The organism is Clostridium perfringens ATCC 13124 (assembly GCF_000013285.1).
GTDB lineage: Bacteria > Bacillota > Clostridia > Clostridiales > Clostridiaceae > Sarcina > Sarcina perfringens.
Genome location: NC_008261.1, coordinates 786,087 through 804,492 on the forward strand (window position 1 = coordinate 786,087; position 18,406 = coordinate 804,492).

An 18,406-nucleotide genomic window follows, 5' to 3' on the forward strand; every position below is an offset into this window, starting at 1 on the left:
TTTAAAAGTGTTAATTATTAAGATTAGTATTAACTTTTAATCAATTAAAAAATTTGCAACGTTAATATTATATTACTTAACAACTATATTTACAAGTCTACCTTTTATAACTATTACTTTTACAACTGTTTTTCCTTCTGTTGAAGCTATGATTTTCTCATCAGCTAAAGCAGCGGCTTTTATTCCTTCTTCATCTAAATCAGAAGAAACCATTATTTTGTTTTTGATTTTTCCGTTAACTTGTATAGCTATTTCAACTTCGTCTTTAACTAAAGCTTTAGGGTCAAATTTTGGCCATGCTTCATTGAAGATTGAGTATGAATTTCCAAGTAAGCTCCATTGTTCTTCACTGAAGTGAGGTGCAAATGGTGCTAATAATCTTAAATAATCAGAAACTACATCTTTTAAGAAATCAAGATTCATTTCTTTCTCTTGAGTATATTTAGATAAAGCATTTATGAATTCCATCATTCTAGCTATTGCTGTATTAAATTGAAGTTTATCTGTATCATCTGTAACAGATTTTATAGTATTGTGTCTCCAATAGTTAAGCTCTTTTTCAGCCTTATCCATTGTAGTTTTATTATTTTCACCTTTTGAGATTGCTTCTCTAGCAGTATCTATAATTCTTTCAATTCTTTCAACGAATCTATTTACAGATTTGATTCCATCATCACTCCAAGCTCCACCTTCAGTGTAAGCAAAACCAAACATTAGGTACATTCTAAATACATCTGCACCATATTCTTTTATATAATCATCAGGAGATATTGTATTTCCTTTTGATTTACTCATTTTTAATCCGTCTGGTCCTAAGATTAATCCTTGGTGAGTTAATGAAGTAAATGGTTCATCAAAGTTTAGGTATCCCATATCTCTTAGGGCTTTAGTTATGAATCTTGCGTAAAGAAGATGCATACAAGCATGTTCAGGTCCACCAACGTATTTATCAACTGGTAACATTTTGTTGATTAATTCAGGATTAAATGGAGCCTCAGTATTTTTATTATCAGGATATCTTAAGTAATACCATGATGAACATACGAAAGTATCTAAAGTATCAGTTTCTCTCTTAGCTGGTTTTCCACAGTGAGGGCAAGTTGTATTAACAAATGCTTCGCTCTTAGCTAGTGGAGATTTTCCATCTGGAGCAAATTCAACATCATATGGTAATTCAACTGGTAATTGACTTTCAGGTACAGGAACTATACCACATTCTTCACAGTAAACTACAGGAATTGGAGCTCCCCAGTATCTTTGTCTTGAAACTAACCAGTCTCTTAATCTAAAGTTAACTTTCTTTTCTCCAAGACCCATTGAAGCTAGTTTTTCAACTATTTTTTCTTTAGCTTCATCTGTAGTTAATCCATCAAATTCACCTGAGTTAACTAATATACCGTGCTCGCAGAATGGAAGGTTAGTTTCACTACCATCTTTAGCTTCTATAACTCTATTTATTGGAAGGTTGAATTTTTCAGCAAAAGCAAAATCTCTTTCATCATGAGCAGGAACAGCCATAACAGCTCCAGTTCCGTAAGTTGCTAGAACGTAGTCTCCAACCCATATAGGAACTTCTTTACCTGTTAATGGATGAATAGCATATGCACCAGTGAATACACCCGTTTTTTCTCTTGAAATAGATTGTCTTTCTATATCAGATTGTTTTTTAGCTTCTTCTTTATAATTTTCAACAGCTTCTTTTTGTTCAGCTGAAACTATTTCGTCTACTAATGGATTTTCAGGAGCTAAAACAACATAGCTAACTCCGCATAAAGTATCAACTCTTGTTGTGAATACATCAAAGTTTAAATCGCTATCTTTAACTTTAAAGTTAACTTGAGAACCAGTTGATCTTCCTATCCAGTGTTTTTGCATAGAAACTGTTTTTTCTGGCCAATCTAAATCATCTAATTTATCTAATAATTCATCAGCATAATCAGTTATTTTAAAGAACCATTGAGTAAGATCTTTTTTAGTAACTTCTGTTGAACATCTTTCACAAGCTCCATCAACTACTTGCTCATTAGCAAGAACTGTTTGACATGATGGACACCAGTTTACAGGAGCTTTTTTTCTATAAGCTAATCCTTTTTCGTATAATTTTAGGAATAGCCATTGAGTCCATTTATAATATTCAGGTGAGCAAGTTACAACTTCGTTTTCCCAGTTAAACATAGCTCCCATAGCTTTTAATTGTTCTTCCATTTTAGCTATATTTTTTATTGTAGAATCTTGAGGATGTATTCCTGTTTTTATAGCAAAGTTTTCAGCAGGTAAACCGAAAGCATCAAATCCCATTGGTTGGAATACATTATATCCTTGCATTCTTTTAAATCTAGCCCATGAATCAACTGGTCCATAGTTAAACCAGTGACCTGCATGTAATTGGCTACCTGAAGGGTATGAAAACATTTCTAAAACGTAAAGTTTCTCTCCTTCTTTATTTGGATCAAATTTATAAAGGCCTGATTCAGCCCATTTTTCTTGCCATTTCTTATCTATGGCAGTACTATAGTTACCCATTAACTAATCCTCCTCTAAGTCTATATAATTAATATTATTTGCTAGAATCAAATAAAAACAAATAAAAAAACCTTCCATCTCTTAAAATTTAAGAGACGAAAGGATATTCGCGGTACCACTCTTATTAGGAAAATTTCTTTTCCTCACTCGATTTTATAACGGGTTTTTCCCGTATGTGCTTTTTTTCACACATATGCTCATAGGCAAGTTCATATTTTCATACCATTGTGTCACAGCAAACCACAACTCTCTTTAGGCTATGAGGTAATATTACTACTCCTAATCAAAGCTTTTAATGATTCAGTTTTTATATATTATATATCAAAAGTTTAAAATAAGTCAATTAAAGTTTCTAATAAATACCTAGGATGAAAAAAATATAATTACAAAAAATAAGGTTGAACAAGTTTCAATAAAAAATAGAAAGAGGTAATTAGTCATGGGAAAAAAATTAAAATCAGCAACAAATAATCAATGGGTATCAACAACTGTAGATCCTAACATGGTTCCTGCAAAAGACAGACAGCCTAAAACTGCAGGAGATAATCAATGGACATCAACTTCTAAAAATCCAATGAAATAGTAAAAATATGGGCTTAGTTTAGAAAATTATTTTTCTAAATTAAGTCCATATTTTATTAATACAATGATTAAAAATTAACTTTTAATAAGTAATTAAAATTTAAAAGGAAAAATTAAATTAGGATTTTTACAGGGGTAGGGGATGCTAAGTAGATTATTAGGAGGACTATTTGTTGCATGAATTTTGAGTTTATTTAACTTTGACAAGATGGTTATAAATTCTATATATGAAGTTTGTGATATAGAAACATCAAAAGATTTTTATTATGTTATTTTTGCTTTAATAGGATTAATAAGTTATCTTTTAAAATATTGATATTTTTACATTGGTGAGATATGGGAGGGATTAAGTGTTAGGTGGATTATTATGGGGTCTATTAATTGCTTGGATATTAAGTATATTTAATTTTAATTATATGTTTATAAATGCGGTATATGAACTTTTGAGATTAAAAATATCAACTGATGTGGATTATGTGGTATTTGCATTATTGGGATTAATATATGGTATTATAAATAAGGATACTTAAATATTACAAAACAAAGGATTAGTTAAGGAGAAACTTTAGGAATGAAAAAATATTTTAGTTTAGGAATTTTAATTCTTTATGGAATAGTTCTAGGTGGGATAGTAGGAGCTGTTAGTTGGCTCTTTTTGTATGTTGTTAGTTCAGGAATACATTTTATGTGGAATGAACTACCAGGAAAGTTTAATTTACCATACTGGACAATATTAGTATGTAGTATTGGTGGAATTTTAGTAGGATTATGTCAAAAATATTTAGGGGAATATCCAAAACTTATGCCAGAAGTTATGGCAGAATTTAAAGAAACTAAGAGAGTAGATTACAAAAATGTTCCAAAGGCTTGTGTATCTGCTTTAATTACACTATTTTTTGGAGCTAGTTTAGGACCTGAAGCTGCTCTTGTTAATATTATAGGCGGACTTTCTACTTTAGTTGGAGATTTTTTAAAGTGGATTGTTAAGGATAAAGAGTTAGAAAAGTATGATAGTTTAGTAACAGAATTTAGTATGGAAGCTACGATAGGACTTATATTTCATGCACCATTAATAGGATTAACTCCATTGATAGAAGATGATGATTCAAGTGTAAGAAAGAATATTAAAACAATAGTTTATTCAATAACAACGGCTGCTGGATTTGGTGTTTTAATATTATTATCACAAATTGACAATAGACCATCTTTTATAGTTCATTTTGGAAGTTTTAATCTCGGAATGAGTGAAATAATATCAATAATTTCACTAATAATTTGTGGAATTTTAATGGCATTACTATATGGTGGGTATGGGAAAATTCTACATAAGATTTTTTTACCTTTAAAAAATTATAAAATAATAAGGGCATTAATTGGAGGCATAATTTTGGGAATAGTGGGAACATGGTTACCATATACACTATTTTCAGGAGAGCATGAAGTAAAAGTGTTAGTTAAAGAATGGAGTAGTTTATCAATAAGAATTCTTATATTAATTAGTTTGGTGAAATTATTCTTAACAGAGGTGTGCCTATCTACTGGATGGAGAGGTGGACATATATTCCCAGTAGTATTTTCAGGAGTTTCAATGGGATATGCTCTTTCAGCAATATTCTCAATTGATCCAGTTGTCACAGTTACTATAGTTACAACCGCATTTACAAGTTCAGTTTTAAGGAATGCTGTAGTTACTTTACTTTTATTAGTTTTATTTTTCCCAAGCTCCTTAATATGGATTATGTTAATAGCTGCATTTTTATCAGCTTATGTCTTAAAAAGATGGGATTCAAGAGGAAATAAAGAAGAGAGTGTTAAAAAAGTTATCTAAATTTTATAATAAATATTAAATTTAAAGGCTATGTTTTAATTAAAACATAGCTTAAATTTTTTTATTTCTTTAAAATTTACTTTGAGTTTTTAGCTTATTTATTAGCTTTTCATATATTGGAATCATATGAGGTTCACTGCAATATTTACTTATTTCATTAAAAGGAATCCACATAACACCACTATTTTCATCCTCTTTAAGCATAAGAGTTTCATCTTCTGAGCATTCTATTAAATAAGTAAGATTTAAATGAAGATGGGATGAAACATATTTTCCTCTTTTTATGTGGCCATTTACTGTTAACACATCTAATGCAAAAGCTTTATCTAAAAGAGGAGTAGGATTTTTAACTCCAGTTTCTTCTTTTAATTCTTTTATTGCAACTTTTAGTTGATCTTTTTCATTATCTGAATGACCACCAGTCCATGCCCAAGAATTATATATGTTATGATGAATCATTAAAAATTTATTTCTTTCTTTATTTACAGCAAAGGCTGAGCTAGTTAAATGAGCAATTGTATTATCTCTTGTTAAAATATCATGAAAATCATTTAAGCATCTTAAAAATAGTTCTTTATCCCTTTCTTCCTGTTCGTTAAAAGGAATATAATTTTTTATATCTTCAATATAATTCACCTTAAACACCACCTAGTTTTTTTATTTAAATTATACATGAAAATAAAAAAATAAGCTTAAATAATAAAGAGTAAATTTCTTATTGTTAAGAAAAATTTAAATGAAAACTGGAAAATTATTTTCTTTTTTCTTTTTGTAGGATATAATCATATTACTGAGAATAAATATTTTATTATTTTTAGTACTTTATCAATTAGAATCCAAAATTTTTTATATAAATAAAAAAACCACACAAACACTATAATTAATTATCTTTAAAGAACTAATGAAAGAGTTAAGGAGATGATTTAAATGGAAAAAGACATAAAAATTAATGAGGGTTTAATTTCAACTTGTAATGATGATTATTTAAATGCTGTGTCTTTAGTAAAAGAAAAATTAAATATATACTTAGAGGAACCTAAAGTGTTTTCAAATGAATATGTTTTAGGAACACCAGGGTTTAAAGACAATTTAAGAGATAATTTAAAGAGAGCATTGGCAATAATTTTTGATTTTGTTGCAGTTTATAAAAAATACGAAGTAAATGAAAACATAAAAAACATCTTAGAAAAGGCTAGAAATATTTATGCTATCTTAGAAGAAGCACAAGGAAATATTAATGAGGATGTTTTAAAATCATTAAAAGAAATTAGAGCAATAGAATTTAAATAATTTTTATGGAAAGGTTAGTAACATTAAAAGTTGCTAGCCTTTTTTATATAGAAAATTATTTTGAGATTTATATTGTAGACTTAAATATTAAAAAAGGTTGTCAATAATAGGCATAAAAAATATAATCAAGGAGAGTATTAATTAAAGAAAAGTAATTTTAATATGAATAATAGAAATAAATTAGGGGGCTAGTTAAATGTCGGTTAAAGAGTCAGTACTTAAGATTCTAGAAGAAAATAGGGAGAGAAGTATATCAGGAGAAGAATTGGCTAAACATTTATCAGTTTCTAGGGCAGCTATATGGAAGGCTATAAAATCTTTAAGGGGAGAGGGATACAATATTTCTGCTGTTACCAATAGAGGATATCAATTAACAAAGGATAATGACTTAATATCAGCAGAGGGAATAAAAATATTTTTAAATCCTAAATACCGTGAAAACTATATAAGGGTGTATAAAACTATAGATTCAACTAATCAAGAAGCTAAGAAGCTTTTAATGGATAATGATATACCACATGGAACCATATTAATTGCAGAGGAACAAACAGCAGGTAGGGGGAGATTTCAAAGAAAGTTCTTTTCACCTTCTAACAAAGGAATATATATGAGTGTTATTTTAAGACCTAACATAGAACTTTCAAAGGCTATACATATAACAACCTCAGCAGCCATATCTGTTTGTAGGGCAATAGAAACATTAACTAAAAAAAGACCTAAAATAAAGTGGGTTAATGATATATTTTTAGATGATAAAAAAATTTGCGGTATATTAACAGAGGCAACAGGAAATTTTGAGAGTGGAAGAGTTGAGAATGTTGTTGTTGGAATTGGAGTGAATTTTAAAACTGATTCAAAAGATTTCCCTGAAGATATAAAAAATATTGCAGGATCAGTATTTGGAGGAGAAAAGCCAACTATTACTAGAAATCAGTTAGTTGCTGAGATTTTAAATGAACTTTTTGAATTATGTGAAAATTTAGAGGATAAAAGCATAATGACAGAGTATAGAATTTTATCTTTAGTATTAGGAAAAGAAGTAAGTTTTTTAAAGAATAATAAGCTGAATAAAGGATTGGCTATTGATATTACTGATGAGGGAGCTTTGGTTGTTAAGTATGAAAATGGTGAAATAGAATACTTAAATTCAGGTGAAGTATCAGTAAAAACATTAAATAAGTAATTTTAATAATTAAGTAAGAGTGTTAGAAGTAACTATTTCTAAATATGTTTCTAACACTTTTTAAATACATGCTTTTAGCTTAAAAATACAGTGTTAACAAAAAGTTACAAAATATGCTACAATATGAATGAAATGTTAATAGGAGGTAGTATATAAATGTTAAAAGAAATTATTTTCGGAATTTCTTCTATAAAGGGCCCTACATGGCTTAAAGAATTCAATGAGAATAATAAACAATTAGAAGATTTAAAAATTCTTAGTGGAAAAGTTTATAGTGAGAAAAAGAAATTAATAGATAGAGATATTATGTACTTAACTTATGGTATTGAGGGAGAAAAAAATGTTAGTTATGAAATAAAAAATTCCTATATACCAATGTTAGCTTTACATGATATTAGGATAGAGGACGGGGAATCAGTTGCCCAAATGGATTATATTCTAATAACTAAAAGTTTTATTTTAGTCTTAGAAACTAAGGCCTTAAGTGGAGATATAACTGTAAATGATTCAGGAGAATTTATAAGATATTTTAAAAATAAAGAAGGAAAAGTTTATAGAAAAGAAGGAATATATAGTCCAGTAGCTCAAAATGAAAGACATGTTAGAGTATTAACTGATTATTTAAAGAAAAATAAAATGATAAAAAAATACCCTATATATTCTTGTGTAGTAATTGCAAACTCTAAAAGTGTAATAAATAAGTATAAAGCACCAAAGGAAATAAAATCACAAATTATAAAATATGATCAATTAACATCTTTTATAAAAGAGAAATTAAACTATCATAAGATAAAGCAAGATTTTAAGGTTTTAGATAAAGTAGAATATTCAATAGGTAAATTTTTATTAGAAAATAATAAACCTATAGAGTTTGATTATTATAAAAAATACTCCTTAAGTGAAGAGGATTTTATAAAAAAAGAGTCAGAAGCATACAGTGAAGAAAAATCAAACAATGATAATTTTAATGATGAGGTTTTATTTAATAGAGATAATAAATCTTATGAAGGTAAAATATTAAGTAATAAAAATAAAGAAGAACTGAGGAGAAAACTTAAACAATTAAGAATAAATTTTGCAATAAAAGAAAAACTTCCTCCTTATTGCATTTTTAATGATGAGACTCTAAATGATCTTTTAGATAAAATGCCAAAGAATAAAGAAGAGCTTATGAAAGTTAAGGGATTGGCTAAGGTGAAGGTCAATAAATATGGGGAAGAAATATTAGGAGTTTTAAATTAAAATGGAATTTTTAAAGAAGCATGAGTTATGGTTATTAATAATTAATGTTATTTTGTTTCTTGCAATAACTTCAGTACAGTCTCAAATAAATAAAATAATATTTTTTATAATATTTCTTTTGAATAATATTCTTATTTATTTAGTACAAAAAAATAATTCAAATAAATAGGTTTCATGTTAATGGGTTAAAAGAAAAATTTTAGTCGTTTTTACTTAGTCTTTTATATGTTATAATTGGATAATATTCAATATAATAAGGGGGAGTAAGTATGCCTTTTACCCTAGCGCATCCAGCAGCTGTGGTTTTTTTAAAGAATAAAAAGTTTAATTTTACAGCTTTAATTTTAGGGAGTATGGCTCCAGATTTTATATATTTTCTTAATTTTAGACCTTATGGAAATTTAGGACACCAAATATTAGGCTTTTTTATATTAAATTTGCCTTTATGTATTTTATTAGCGTATATTTTTCATAACTTTATAAAATCTCCACTTATAAGTCATTTGCCGAGACCTTTAGATAACTGGTATGGTTACTTAAGAACAGAACAATTTGGCTTGCATTCATGGAAAGAAGTAATTGTTTTCATATATTCGGCTTTATTAGGAATGATTACCCATGTTTTGTGGGATGGATTTACTCATAAAACTGGATTCTTTGTGCGTCATATCACTTGGCTTAGACAAAAAATTATACTATTTGGTGGAGAAGAAATTTATATATATAAGTTAGTTCAACATACAAGTACTGTTATTGGAATAATTATAGTGTTATTTTTCTTATATAAACTTAGGGATAGTAATACTAGAATTTTGTGGGGACATAAAAGTTTTAAGGATAAGTTTATATATGATTTAATAGTTATAATAACTGCAATAATAGTTTTAGTTTTAAGTTACATAATATTTAAATACTTAAGTATTCCTTATGGGATTGGAAATTTTGTAGTTTCAAGTATAAATGGAATTTTTATTGGAATTTTAATTGCTTCCTTTAAAAAATAATTTGTAAAAAGATATATTTTTATTAGTTTATTCTTTAGGTTTAGACTAAAAATAAGGAATAGTATTATCTCCATAGATTAGGTGGATTTAAAGTCTAAATGATATATTAATTTTAATTGTAAAGTTCACTTACTATTCTTTAAAATGGTATAATATAGCTATTAAGGATGAATTGAAAGGGAAGAAACTATGGATAGAATGCTTTTATTACAAAATATATTGGAAGCATTAGTGTTTGTTATATCAACAATTCTATTTGCTGTTTTATATGGATTAATTGATAAAAAAATAAGGTTAACTGATAAAATGTTTGGAGCTTTTAAAATAGAGCCTAAGTGGGAATGGATTATCCACATAGTTATAGCTTTAATTTTAATTGTGTTAGTTCATTATTTTGGAGTTTATATATTTAAGATATGGAACTTAGCAACTGTATTTATAACAGGTGCTATTGCTGGAATTTGTATATATAACATGAATAGAAATAATTTTTAAAAATAATTTTAAATAAGTAAAAAGTAACAGGTTAGAGAGATTAAACCTGTTATTTTTTTATAGAAAATTAAGTTTTTCTATAAAAAAATTCTTAATAAAAGTAATAAGTTGTAAATGTAAGAATAAAGAAAATATATTAACAAAATGTTAATAATACAACTTTCAATTAAGAATATGGATGATTTACACATTTGTTAATAGGGGGATTTTAAAATATAATTTTTACTAAAGATGGAGGTGAATTTTATGGCGGGAGAACAAAGAGTGAGAGATGTATATATTCAATACGATAAAAATGGAGAAACACCTAAATATGAAACACCATTAGCCGCAGGAGCAGACCTTTTTGCAGCAGAGGATATGGTTATAAGACCTTTTGAAAAGGTTGCAATTCCACTAGGGTTAAAGTTTGCAATTCCTGATAATATGGAGCTTCAAATTAGAGCTAGAAGTGGACTTTCTTTAAGAACAAACTTGAAAATTTCAAACTCAATAGGAACTATTGATGCTGATTCAGTTAGTGATATATCAGTAATTTTAGAAAATAATTATAATATAGCCAATCTTCCTTATGAGATAGCTAATGATATAAGTATATTAGATGATTTAAAAAATAATTATACTGAAGTAAGATTAAGCGACTATTTAGAATCTAAAGGACATGATATAAGTTCTTATGAGGATGAAGGAAAAAAAGCTTATAAAAAGTTATTAAAAACATATATTTATTTAGATAAGAACGGAAATCCATATGGAACTATATACATAAAAAAAGGAAATAGAATTGCTCAGATGGTTTTAGCAAAATATTATAAAGCTAATTTTATAAAAACAGATGATGTTTCTAAACTTAAAAGTGTAAATAGAGGCGGTGGATTTGGTCATACAGGCTTTTAAAATTCCATTGTTTTGTAGAGAAAACTTAAATTATAATATATAAATCGGAATAGTTAGGAAAGTTTTAGAATGAGATAGGAACTTATTCTAAAGCTTTTTTAATTTCTACTTATATTTTACTTGGTTTTAATTTAGTATATTTTTTATATTTAGCTTAAATAATTATTAAGTATATTATTACTTATTTTTATAAATTTACTTGAAATTGAAAAAAATTGATAGTATAATTTAAAAAAAGTGAATATTTAATCGTAAGTGCTAGGGGTGCATTTTATATGCTGAGAGGATAATATCTATCTAACCCTTAAAACCTGATGTAGTTAGTACTACCGTAGGGAAGCATAAACTGTTGTTTATTTATATTTATACTTTAAAAAGTTATAAATGTATCTATATAAGTGTTTATTAAGCTTGCCTTATGGCAAGCTTTTATTTTTTATAAAAAAATAGGATCCTATATTAATTTAACTGCGCAGTTAAAAAATTAAAATAAGGAGAACTAATATGAATTATACAACTCAAATGGATGCTGCTAAAAAAGGAATAATAACAAAGGAAATGCAAGTAGTTTCAGAAAAAGAAGGAATTAATATTGAAACTTTAATGAATTTAATGGCTGAAGGAAAAATTGTAATACCAGCTAATAAAAATCATAAAAGTATAAGTGCAGAAGGTGTTGGACAAGGGTTAAGAACTAAAATAAATGTTAACCTAGGAATTTCAAAGGACTGTGCCAATATAGAATTAGAGTTAGAAAAAGTTAAAAAAGCAATAGATATGAATGCAGAATCTATAATGGATTTAAGTAATTATGGTAAAACTTATGATTTTAGAAAAAGACTTGTAGAAGTTTCTACGGCTATGATAGGAACTGTACCAATGTATGATGTAGTAGGTTTCTATGATAAAGAGCTTAAAGATATAACTGTTGATGAATTTTTTGAAGTTGTAGAAAAACATGCAAAGGATGGAGTTGACTTTGTTACTATACATGCTGGATTAAATAGAGAAACAATTGAAACTTTTAGAAGAAATAAAAGACTTACTAATATAGTTTCTAGAGGAGGATCTCTTCTTTTTGCATGGATGGAATTAAATAATAGAGAAAATCCTTTCTATGAATATTTTGATAGATTATTAGATATATGTGAAAAGTATGATTTAACTTTAAGTTTAGGGGATGCTTGTAGACCAGGTTCAATAGCTGATGCAACTGATGCTGTACAAATCAAAGAATTAATTACTCTTGGAGAGCTAACAAAAAGAGCTTGGGAAAGAAATGTACAAGTAATAATAGAGGGTCCAGGGCATATGGCAATGAATGAAATAGAAGCTAATGTTTTATTAGAGAAAAAATTATGCCATGGAGCACCATTTTATGTTTTAGGACCAATAGTAACTGATATTGCACCAGGATATGATCATATAACAAGTGCTATAGGAGGGGCTATGGCAGCTTCTTATGGAGCAGATTTTCTTTGTTATGTAACACCAGCAGAACATTTAAGACTTCCTAATTTAGAGGATGTAAGGGAAGGAATAGTTGCCACAAAGATAGCGGCTCATGCAGCTGACATAGCAAAAGGAATTTCTGGGGCAAGGGACATAGATAATAAAATGAGTGATGCTAGGAAAAGACTAGATTGGGACGAGATGTTTTCTTTAGCTATAGATAGTGAAAAAGCCATTAGATATAGAAAAGAATCTACTCCTGAACATAAAGATAGTTGTACAATGTGTGGAAAAATGTGCTCTATAAGAAATATGAATAAGATTCTAGAAGGAAAGGATATAAATCTTTTAAGAGAAGACTAAAAATATTAGAGATATATTAAAAAATATTATTCGAGACTTTTAATATATCTCTATTTTTATTCTTAAATACGAACTTTAATTAATAAAAACAATATAAATACGTCTAAAATCATCTAAAAAACGAATTTTTAAATAATTTTAAATATTGACAATACGTATTTAAGGTGGTAATGTTTAATTAACGAATGATTAATTTTTAATCATTAATAATGTTCGTATTTTGAATGGGGGATTAAAATGTCTGGTATTAGAATGGTATTTGTAGAAAAAAAAGCTGGTTTTAATGTAGAAAGTCAGATATTACTTAAGGATTTTAAAGATAATTTAGGGATTGAAGCTTTGGAGGATGTAAGAGTTTTAAATAAATACATATTAGGAGATATGGAAGAAGAACAGTATGTAAGAACTGTAAATACTATTTTGTCAGAAGCTCCAGTAGATAGAGTATATGAGGAAAATTTTGAAATAGGACAAGATGAAATAGCTTTTGGTGTTGAATATTTACCAGGACAGTATGATCAAAGAGCTGATTCAGCTTCAGAGTGTATAATGCTTCTTACTGAGGAGGAAAAAGTTCCTGTTAAATCATCAAAAGTACTTATTTTAAAAGGGAATTTAAATCAGGAAGAGATAAATAAAATAAAATCTTATTACATTAATCCTGTTGATTCAAGGGAAGTTAGTCCACTTTCAAAAGTCTTAGAAGAAAACTTAGAGGAACCTAATGAGGTTGAGATTTTAAATGGCTTTTTAGGTTTAAATGAAGAGGGACTTAAAAATTTCCATAGAGAAAAATCTTTAGCTATGAGTTTAGAAGATTTAAAACTAATAAGAGATTATTTTAAATCAGAGGATAGAAATCCAACAATAACTGAGATTAAGGTTATTGATACTTATTGGTCAGATCATTGTAGACACACAACTTTTGAAACAATAATAAAAGATGTTTATATAGAAGAGGGAAAGTATTCAGAACCTATTAAAAAGGCTTATGAAGATTATAAAAATTCAAGAGCCTATGTTTATGGGGAAAACTTAAATAATAAAGAAGTTAAGTTAATGGATTTAGCCACAATAGCCATGAAGGAGCTAAGAAAAAGAGGAAAACTTGATGATTTAGATGTTTCAGAAGAAATAAATGCTTGTTCTATAAATATAGAAATAGAAACAGATAAGGGAACTGAAGAATATCTTTTAATGTTTAAAAATGAGACACATAATCACCCAACAGAAATAGAGCCTTTTGGAGGAGCAGCCACTTGTTTAGGGGGAGCTATTAGGGATCCCCTTTCAGGAAGAAGTTATGTTTACCAAGCTATGAGAGTTACAGGTTCAGCAGATCCAACAGTTGAAATTTGTGAAACTTTAAAGGGAAAATTACCTCAAAGAAAAATAACTTTAGGAGCTGCTCATGGATATAGCTCATATGGAAATCAAATAGGCCTTGCAACTGGACAAGTATCAGAAATTTATCATCCAAATTATGCGGCTAAGAGAATGGAAGTAGGAGCAGTTATAGCTGCCGCGCCAAAGGAAAATGTAATAAGACTTGAACCTTCAAAGGGAGATATTGTAATACTTCTTGGAGGAAGAACTGGAAGAGATGGTATTGGTGGGGCTACAGGTTCTTCAAAGGAACACACAGAAGAATCAATAAATCAATGTGGAGCAGAAGTTCAAAAAGGAAATGCTCCAACAGAGAGAAAAATTCAGAGACTTTTTAGAAACAAAGAAGTAGCTCAAATGATAAAAAGATGTAATGACTTTGGAGCTGGTGGAGTATCAGTAGCAATTGGAGAATTATGCAGGGGAATTGATATAGATTTAAATAAAGTTCCTAAAAAATATGAGGGATTAGATGGAACTGAACTTGCTATATCAGAATCTCAAGAAAGAATGGCTGTTGTTATTTCCTCTGAAAATGCAGATAGATTTATAAAACTTTCAGAAGATGAGAATTTAGAGGCTACAATTGTGGCTGAAGTTACAGATACTGATAGGTTGAGAATGAATTGGAAGGATAAAACTATAGTTGATATAAAAAGAAGTTTCTTAGATACAAATGGGGCAAAACAAGAAATTTCTTTAAAAGTAAAATCACCAAGTGTTTATCCATATGAAGTTAAAAACTGTGACGTTAAAGAAGAATGGCTAAAATCTTTAAGAAATTTAAATGTTTGTAGTCAAAAAGGATTAATTGAGAGATTTGATTCAACCATAGGTGGAGGAACAGTTCTTATGCCTTTAGGAGGAAAATATCAATTAACACCAGCAGAGGGCATGGCTGCTAAAATCCCTGTTTTAGGAGGAGAAAGTAAGGATGCTTCTTTAATGACATATGGATTTAATCCTTATTTAGGAGTATGGAGTCCATTCCACATGGCATTTTATTCAGTTATTGAATCAGTAACTAAAATAGCTGCTATGGGAGGAGATTATAAAAAAGTTAGATTAACTTTCCAAGAATACTTTGAAAAATTATTAAGAGATGAAGAAAAATGGGGCAAGCCTTTTGCAGCATTACTAGGAGCTTATAAGGCACAAATGGATTTAGGATTACCTGCAATAGGTGGAAAAGATTCAATGTCAGGAAGCTTTGGAGAGTTAAATGTTCCACCAACTTTAGTTTCCTTTGCAGTAGGTCTTGAAAAAGCTTCAAGAATTATTTCACCTGAGTTTAAAAATATAGGATCAACTTTAGTTCTTATGAAAGGTGAGAAATTAGAAGATGGAACTTTAGAAATAGATGGATTTAAAAATAACTTAGAAAAACTTTATAAGTTAATAGGAGAAGAAAAGGTGGTTTCAGCATACTCTCTTAAGTTTGGTGGAGTATCAGAGGGAATTACTAAGATGTCACTAGGAAATAGAATTGGGGCAATATTAAATAATATTTCTAAAGAAGAGCTTTTTGGATTTAATTATGGAAGTTTAATATTAGAGGTTAAAGAAGGGGTTAACCTTGAGGATGAGTTTAAAGGAACTAATTATAAGGTTATAGGAAGCACAATAAAAGATGGGGTTATAAAATGTGAAGAATATGATTTTGAGGTTTCTCTAAAGGAATTAGAAAAAGCTTATGAAGAAAAACTTGAGGGTGTATTTAAATCTAAAACTGAAGATAAAGAGGAGTGCGTTTCAGACTTAATAAATAATGATAAAGATGGGGCTAGTATTTTAAATAATGGACAAATGCATATAGAAGAAAAACTTAAATCAAAGATAACAAGGGTAGAAAAGCCAAGAGTAGTTATACCAGTATTCCCAGGAACTAACTGTGAGTATGATTGTAGAAGGGCATTTGAAAAAGAAGGTGCTGAGGTAAGTGAAGTTATAATAAGAAATTTAAATAAGGAAGCCTTAATTGATTCAATAAATATGCTTAAAAAAGAAATTGACAAATCTCAAATAATTATGTTGCCAGGGGGATTCTCAGCAGGAGATGAGCCAGATGGATCAGCTAAATTTATAGCAACAATATTTAGAAATCCTAAGATAAAAGATTCAGTTATGAAGCTTTTAAATGAGAGAGATGGATTAATACTTGGAATTTGTAATGGCTTCCAAGCCTTAATTAAGTTAGGACTTCTTCCATACGGAAAAATAATTGATATTGAAGAAGATATGGCAACCTTAACTTATAACAATATAAATAGACATATGTCATCCATAGTTAGAACTAAAATTACATCTAAGAAATCTCCTTGGTTTAATGAGGTTTCTCTTGGAGAGGTACACAGTATTCCAATATCACATGGAGAAGGAAGATTTGTTGCACCAGAAGCTTTAATAAAAGAGTTAGTAGAAAATGATCAAATAGCTACTCAGTATGTAGACTTAGAAGGAAATATGGCTATGAATATGCCATATAATCCTAATGGTTCATCTTTAGCAATAGAAGGAATAATAAGTAGAGATGGAAGAATCCTAGGTAAGATGGGTCATTCAGAGAGAATTGGAGACAATCTTTATAAAAACATACCAGGAGAATTTGATCAAAAACTATTTAAATCAGGTGTAGATTATTTTAGAAAATAAGTTTATAAGTTTTAAATTATTTCTTAGATAGAACTAAAGGACTAGCTTAATTAAGAGATTACGGTTTTATATTATATATTATCTCTAACTTTTTAAGAAGATTATAAATTTCTATCTTAAAAATTTCATAAAGCATATATTTCATAATACAGGTATAACCAGTTAAGAAATTAAATTTTCACTTGAGTTTTAAGCTTTATATTCATATGTGATGATATAGCTGTATAGCTTTAAAAAATTAAGTTAGGTCTTTAGGGTTATCTAGAAAATAAGTATTATTAAAACTTTAAAATATAGGGAGGAAATTTTAATGAAGGTAGCAATATTTTTTGGAAGTAAATCAGATATAGATGTTATGAAGGGAGCAGGAAATGCTCTTAAAGAGTTTGGAATTCCTTATAATGCTTATATTTTATCAGCTCATAGGGTTCCAGAAAAACTTATTGAAACTTTAGAAAAAATTGAGAAAGAAGGCTGTGAAGTAATTATAGCAGGAGCAGGATTAGCTGCTCATCTTCCTGGAGTTATAGCTTCTCATACTATACTTCCTGTAATAGGAGTTCCAGTGAGAGCAGCAGTAGAGGGAATGGATGCATTACTATCAATAGTTCAGATGCCAAAATCAATTCCTGTAGCCACTGTTGGAATAAATAATAGTTATAATGCAGGAATGTTAGCAGTCCAAATGCTTTCATTAAAATATCCAGAACTAAGAGAAAAATTAATTCAATTTAGAATCGACATGAAACATAAATTTATAGCAGAAAATGGAGAAGGAGTGGAATTATAATGGTAAATCAACTAGAAATGTTATATGAGGGAAAAGCTAAAAAAATATATGCAACAGATAAAGAGGATATGGTAATTGTTCATTATAAGGATGATGCTACAGCTTTCAATGGAGAAAAAAAAGCTCAAATAGAAAGCAAGGGAGTATTAAACAACGAAATTACTAGTCTTATTTTTGAGATGTTAAATAAAGAAGGAATAAAAACTCACTTTGTAGAGAAGTTAAATGATAGAGATCAATTATGTAAGAAAGTTGAAATAGTTCCTTTAGAAGTAATAGTTAGAAATGTGGCAGCAGGAAGTATGGCTAAGAGATTAGGTCTTGAAGAAGGATATGAATTAAAAACTACAGTTTTTGAATTATCATACAAGGATGATTCTTTAGGAGATCCGCTTATAAATGACTATCATGCTGTAGGAATTGGAGCTACAACTTTTGAAGAATTAAATAAAATTTATGAAATAACTGCTAAAGTAAATGAAATTTTAAAAGAAGCTTTCAAAAAACAAAATATCAACTTAATAGATTTTAAATTAGAGTTTGGAAGATATAATGGAGAGATATTATTAGCTGATGAAATTTCACCAGATACTTGTAGATTTTGGGATGCTACAACAGGAGAAAAAATGGACAAAGACAGATTTAGAAGAGATATGGGTAATGTAATCAATGGCTATAGAGAGGTTTTAAATAGACTAAGAAATTAGGTAGTAAGAGGA

General features: G+C 28.5%; 15 protein-coding genes, 1 riboswitch and 1 other annotated feature. Of the genes, 13 read left to right on the forward strand and 2 right to left on the reverse strand.

Annotated features, from left to right (window positions below; translation table 11 throughout):
- Positions 1 to 72: 72 nt before the first annotated feature.
- Positions 73 to 2,523 (reverse strand): leucine--tRNA ligase, encoded by a 2,451-nt coding sequence (gene leuS, locus CPF_RS03290; protein WP_003457020.1) that lies wholly within the window; start codon positions 2,521 to 2,523, stop codon positions 73 to 75.
- A gap of 88 nt (positions 2,524 to 2,611) precedes the next feature.
- Positions 2,612 to 2,819, reverse strand: a binding site (T-box leader).
- Between the two features lie 143 nt (positions 2,820 to 2,962).
- Here leuS and CPF_RS14945 point away from each other — a divergent pair.
- The 3 genes from CPF_RS14945 to CPF_RS03300 all read left to right on the forward strand — a co-directional run bounded on the left by CPF_RS14945 (position 2,963) and on the right by CPF_RS03300 (position 4,933).
- A complete protein-coding gene (locus CPF_RS14945; RefSeq protein ID WP_003453032.1) occupies positions 2,963 to 3,106 on the forward strand; it encodes a hypothetical protein in 144 nt (47 codons plus the stop codon).
- Positions 3,107 to 3,455: 349 nt separating this feature from the next.
- Positions 3,456 to 3,635: a hypothetical protein gene (locus CPF_RS03295; protein WP_003457032.1), complete on the forward strand. Its 180-nt coding sequence runs from the start codon at positions 3,456 to 3,458 to the stop codon at positions 3,633 to 3,635.
- A 41-nt stretch (positions 3,636 to 3,676) separates the two neighbouring features.
- Complete coding sequence (locus CPF_RS03300) at positions 3,677 to 4,933, forward strand: chloride channel protein (protein ID WP_011590299.1); 1,257 nt, start codon at positions 3,677 to 3,679, stop codon at positions 4,931 to 4,933.
- 69 nt (positions 4,934 to 5,002) lie between these two features.
- Here the strand turns inward: CPF_RS03300 and CPF_RS03305 are convergent, their stop codons facing one another.
- Positions 5,003 to 5,569, reverse strand: coding sequence for an NUDIX hydrolase (locus CPF_RS03305; protein WP_003456967.1), 567 nt, complete (start codon positions 5,567 to 5,569; stop codon positions 5,003 to 5,005).
- 291 nt (positions 5,570 to 5,860) lie between these two features.
- On the opposite strand from CPF_RS03305, the gene CPF_RS03310 reads away from it, so the two are divergent.
- The 10 genes from CPF_RS03310 (at position 5,861) to purC (ending at position 18,394) form a co-directional block, all read left to right on the forward strand.
- Positions 5,861 to 6,223, forward strand: coding sequence for a hypothetical protein (locus CPF_RS03310; protein ID WP_003456924.1), 363 nt, complete (start codon positions 5,861 to 5,863; stop codon positions 6,221 to 6,223).
- A 196-nt stretch (positions 6,224 to 6,419) separates the two neighbouring features.
- Positions 6,420 to 7,406, forward strand: a complete 987-nt coding sequence (locus CPF_RS03315) for a biotin--[acetyl-CoA-carboxylase] ligase (protein ID WP_003457103.1) — start codon at positions 6,420 to 6,422, stop codon at positions 7,404 to 7,406.
- Between the two features lie 156 nt (positions 7,407 to 7,562).
- Positions 7,563 to 8,648, forward strand: coding sequence for an NERD domain-containing protein (locus CPF_RS03320; RefSeq protein WP_003457087.1), 1,086 nt, complete (start codon positions 7,563 to 7,565; stop codon positions 8,646 to 8,648).
- Positions 8,649 to 8,917: 269 nt separating this feature from the next.
- Positions 8,918 to 9,652, forward strand: a complete 735-nt coding sequence (locus tag CPF_RS03325) for a DUF4184 family protein (protein WP_003456936.1) — start codon at positions 8,918 to 8,920, stop codon at positions 9,650 to 9,652.
- Positions 9,653 to 9,841: 189 nt separating this feature from the next.
- Positions 9,842 to 10,147 carry a hypothetical protein gene (locus tag CPF_RS03330; RefSeq protein WP_003457108.1) on the forward strand — a complete coding sequence of 102 codons (306 nt, stop codon included), beginning with the start codon at positions 9,842 to 9,844 and terminating at the stop codon, positions 10,145 to 10,147.
- Positions 10,148 to 10,393: 246 nt separating this feature from the next.
- Complete coding sequence (locus tag CPF_RS03335) at positions 10,394 to 11,044, forward strand: dUTP diphosphatase (protein WP_003457021.1); 651 nt, start codon at positions 10,394 to 10,396, stop codon at positions 11,042 to 11,044.
- A 250-nt stretch (positions 11,045 to 11,294) separates the two neighbouring features.
- Positions 11,295 to 11,399: riboswitch (TPP riboswitch) on the forward strand.
- 149 nt (positions 11,400 to 11,548) lie between these two features.
- The gene (thiC, locus tag CPF_RS03340; RefSeq protein ID WP_003456962.1) at positions 11,549 to 12,859 is read left to right on the forward strand and encodes a phosphomethylpyrimidine synthase ThiC; all 1,311 of its coding nucleotides are present in this window, start codon (positions 11,549 to 11,551) and stop codon (positions 12,857 to 12,859) included.
- Between the two features lie 237 nt (positions 12,860 to 13,096).
- A complete protein-coding gene (locus CPF_RS03345; protein WP_011590300.1) occupies positions 13,097 to 16,897 on the forward strand; it encodes a phosphoribosylformylglycinamidine synthase in 3,801 nt (1,266 codons plus the stop codon).
- A 310-nt stretch (positions 16,898 to 17,207) separates the two neighbouring features.
- Positions 17,208 to 17,687 (forward strand): 5-(carboxyamino)imidazole ribonucleotide mutase, encoded by a 480-nt coding sequence (gene purE / locus CPF_RS03350; protein WP_003453078.1) that lies wholly within the window; start codon positions 17,208 to 17,210, stop codon positions 17,685 to 17,687.
- Positions 17,687 to 18,394: a phosphoribosylaminoimidazolesuccinocarboxamide synthase gene (gene purC, locus CPF_RS03355; RefSeq protein WP_003456948.1), complete on the forward strand. Its 708-nt coding sequence runs from the start codon at positions 17,687 to 17,689 to the stop codon at positions 18,392 to 18,394. The genes purE and purC overlap by 1 nt, the downstream gene beginning before the upstream one ends.
- Positions 18,395 to 18,406: the final 12 nt, after the last annotated feature.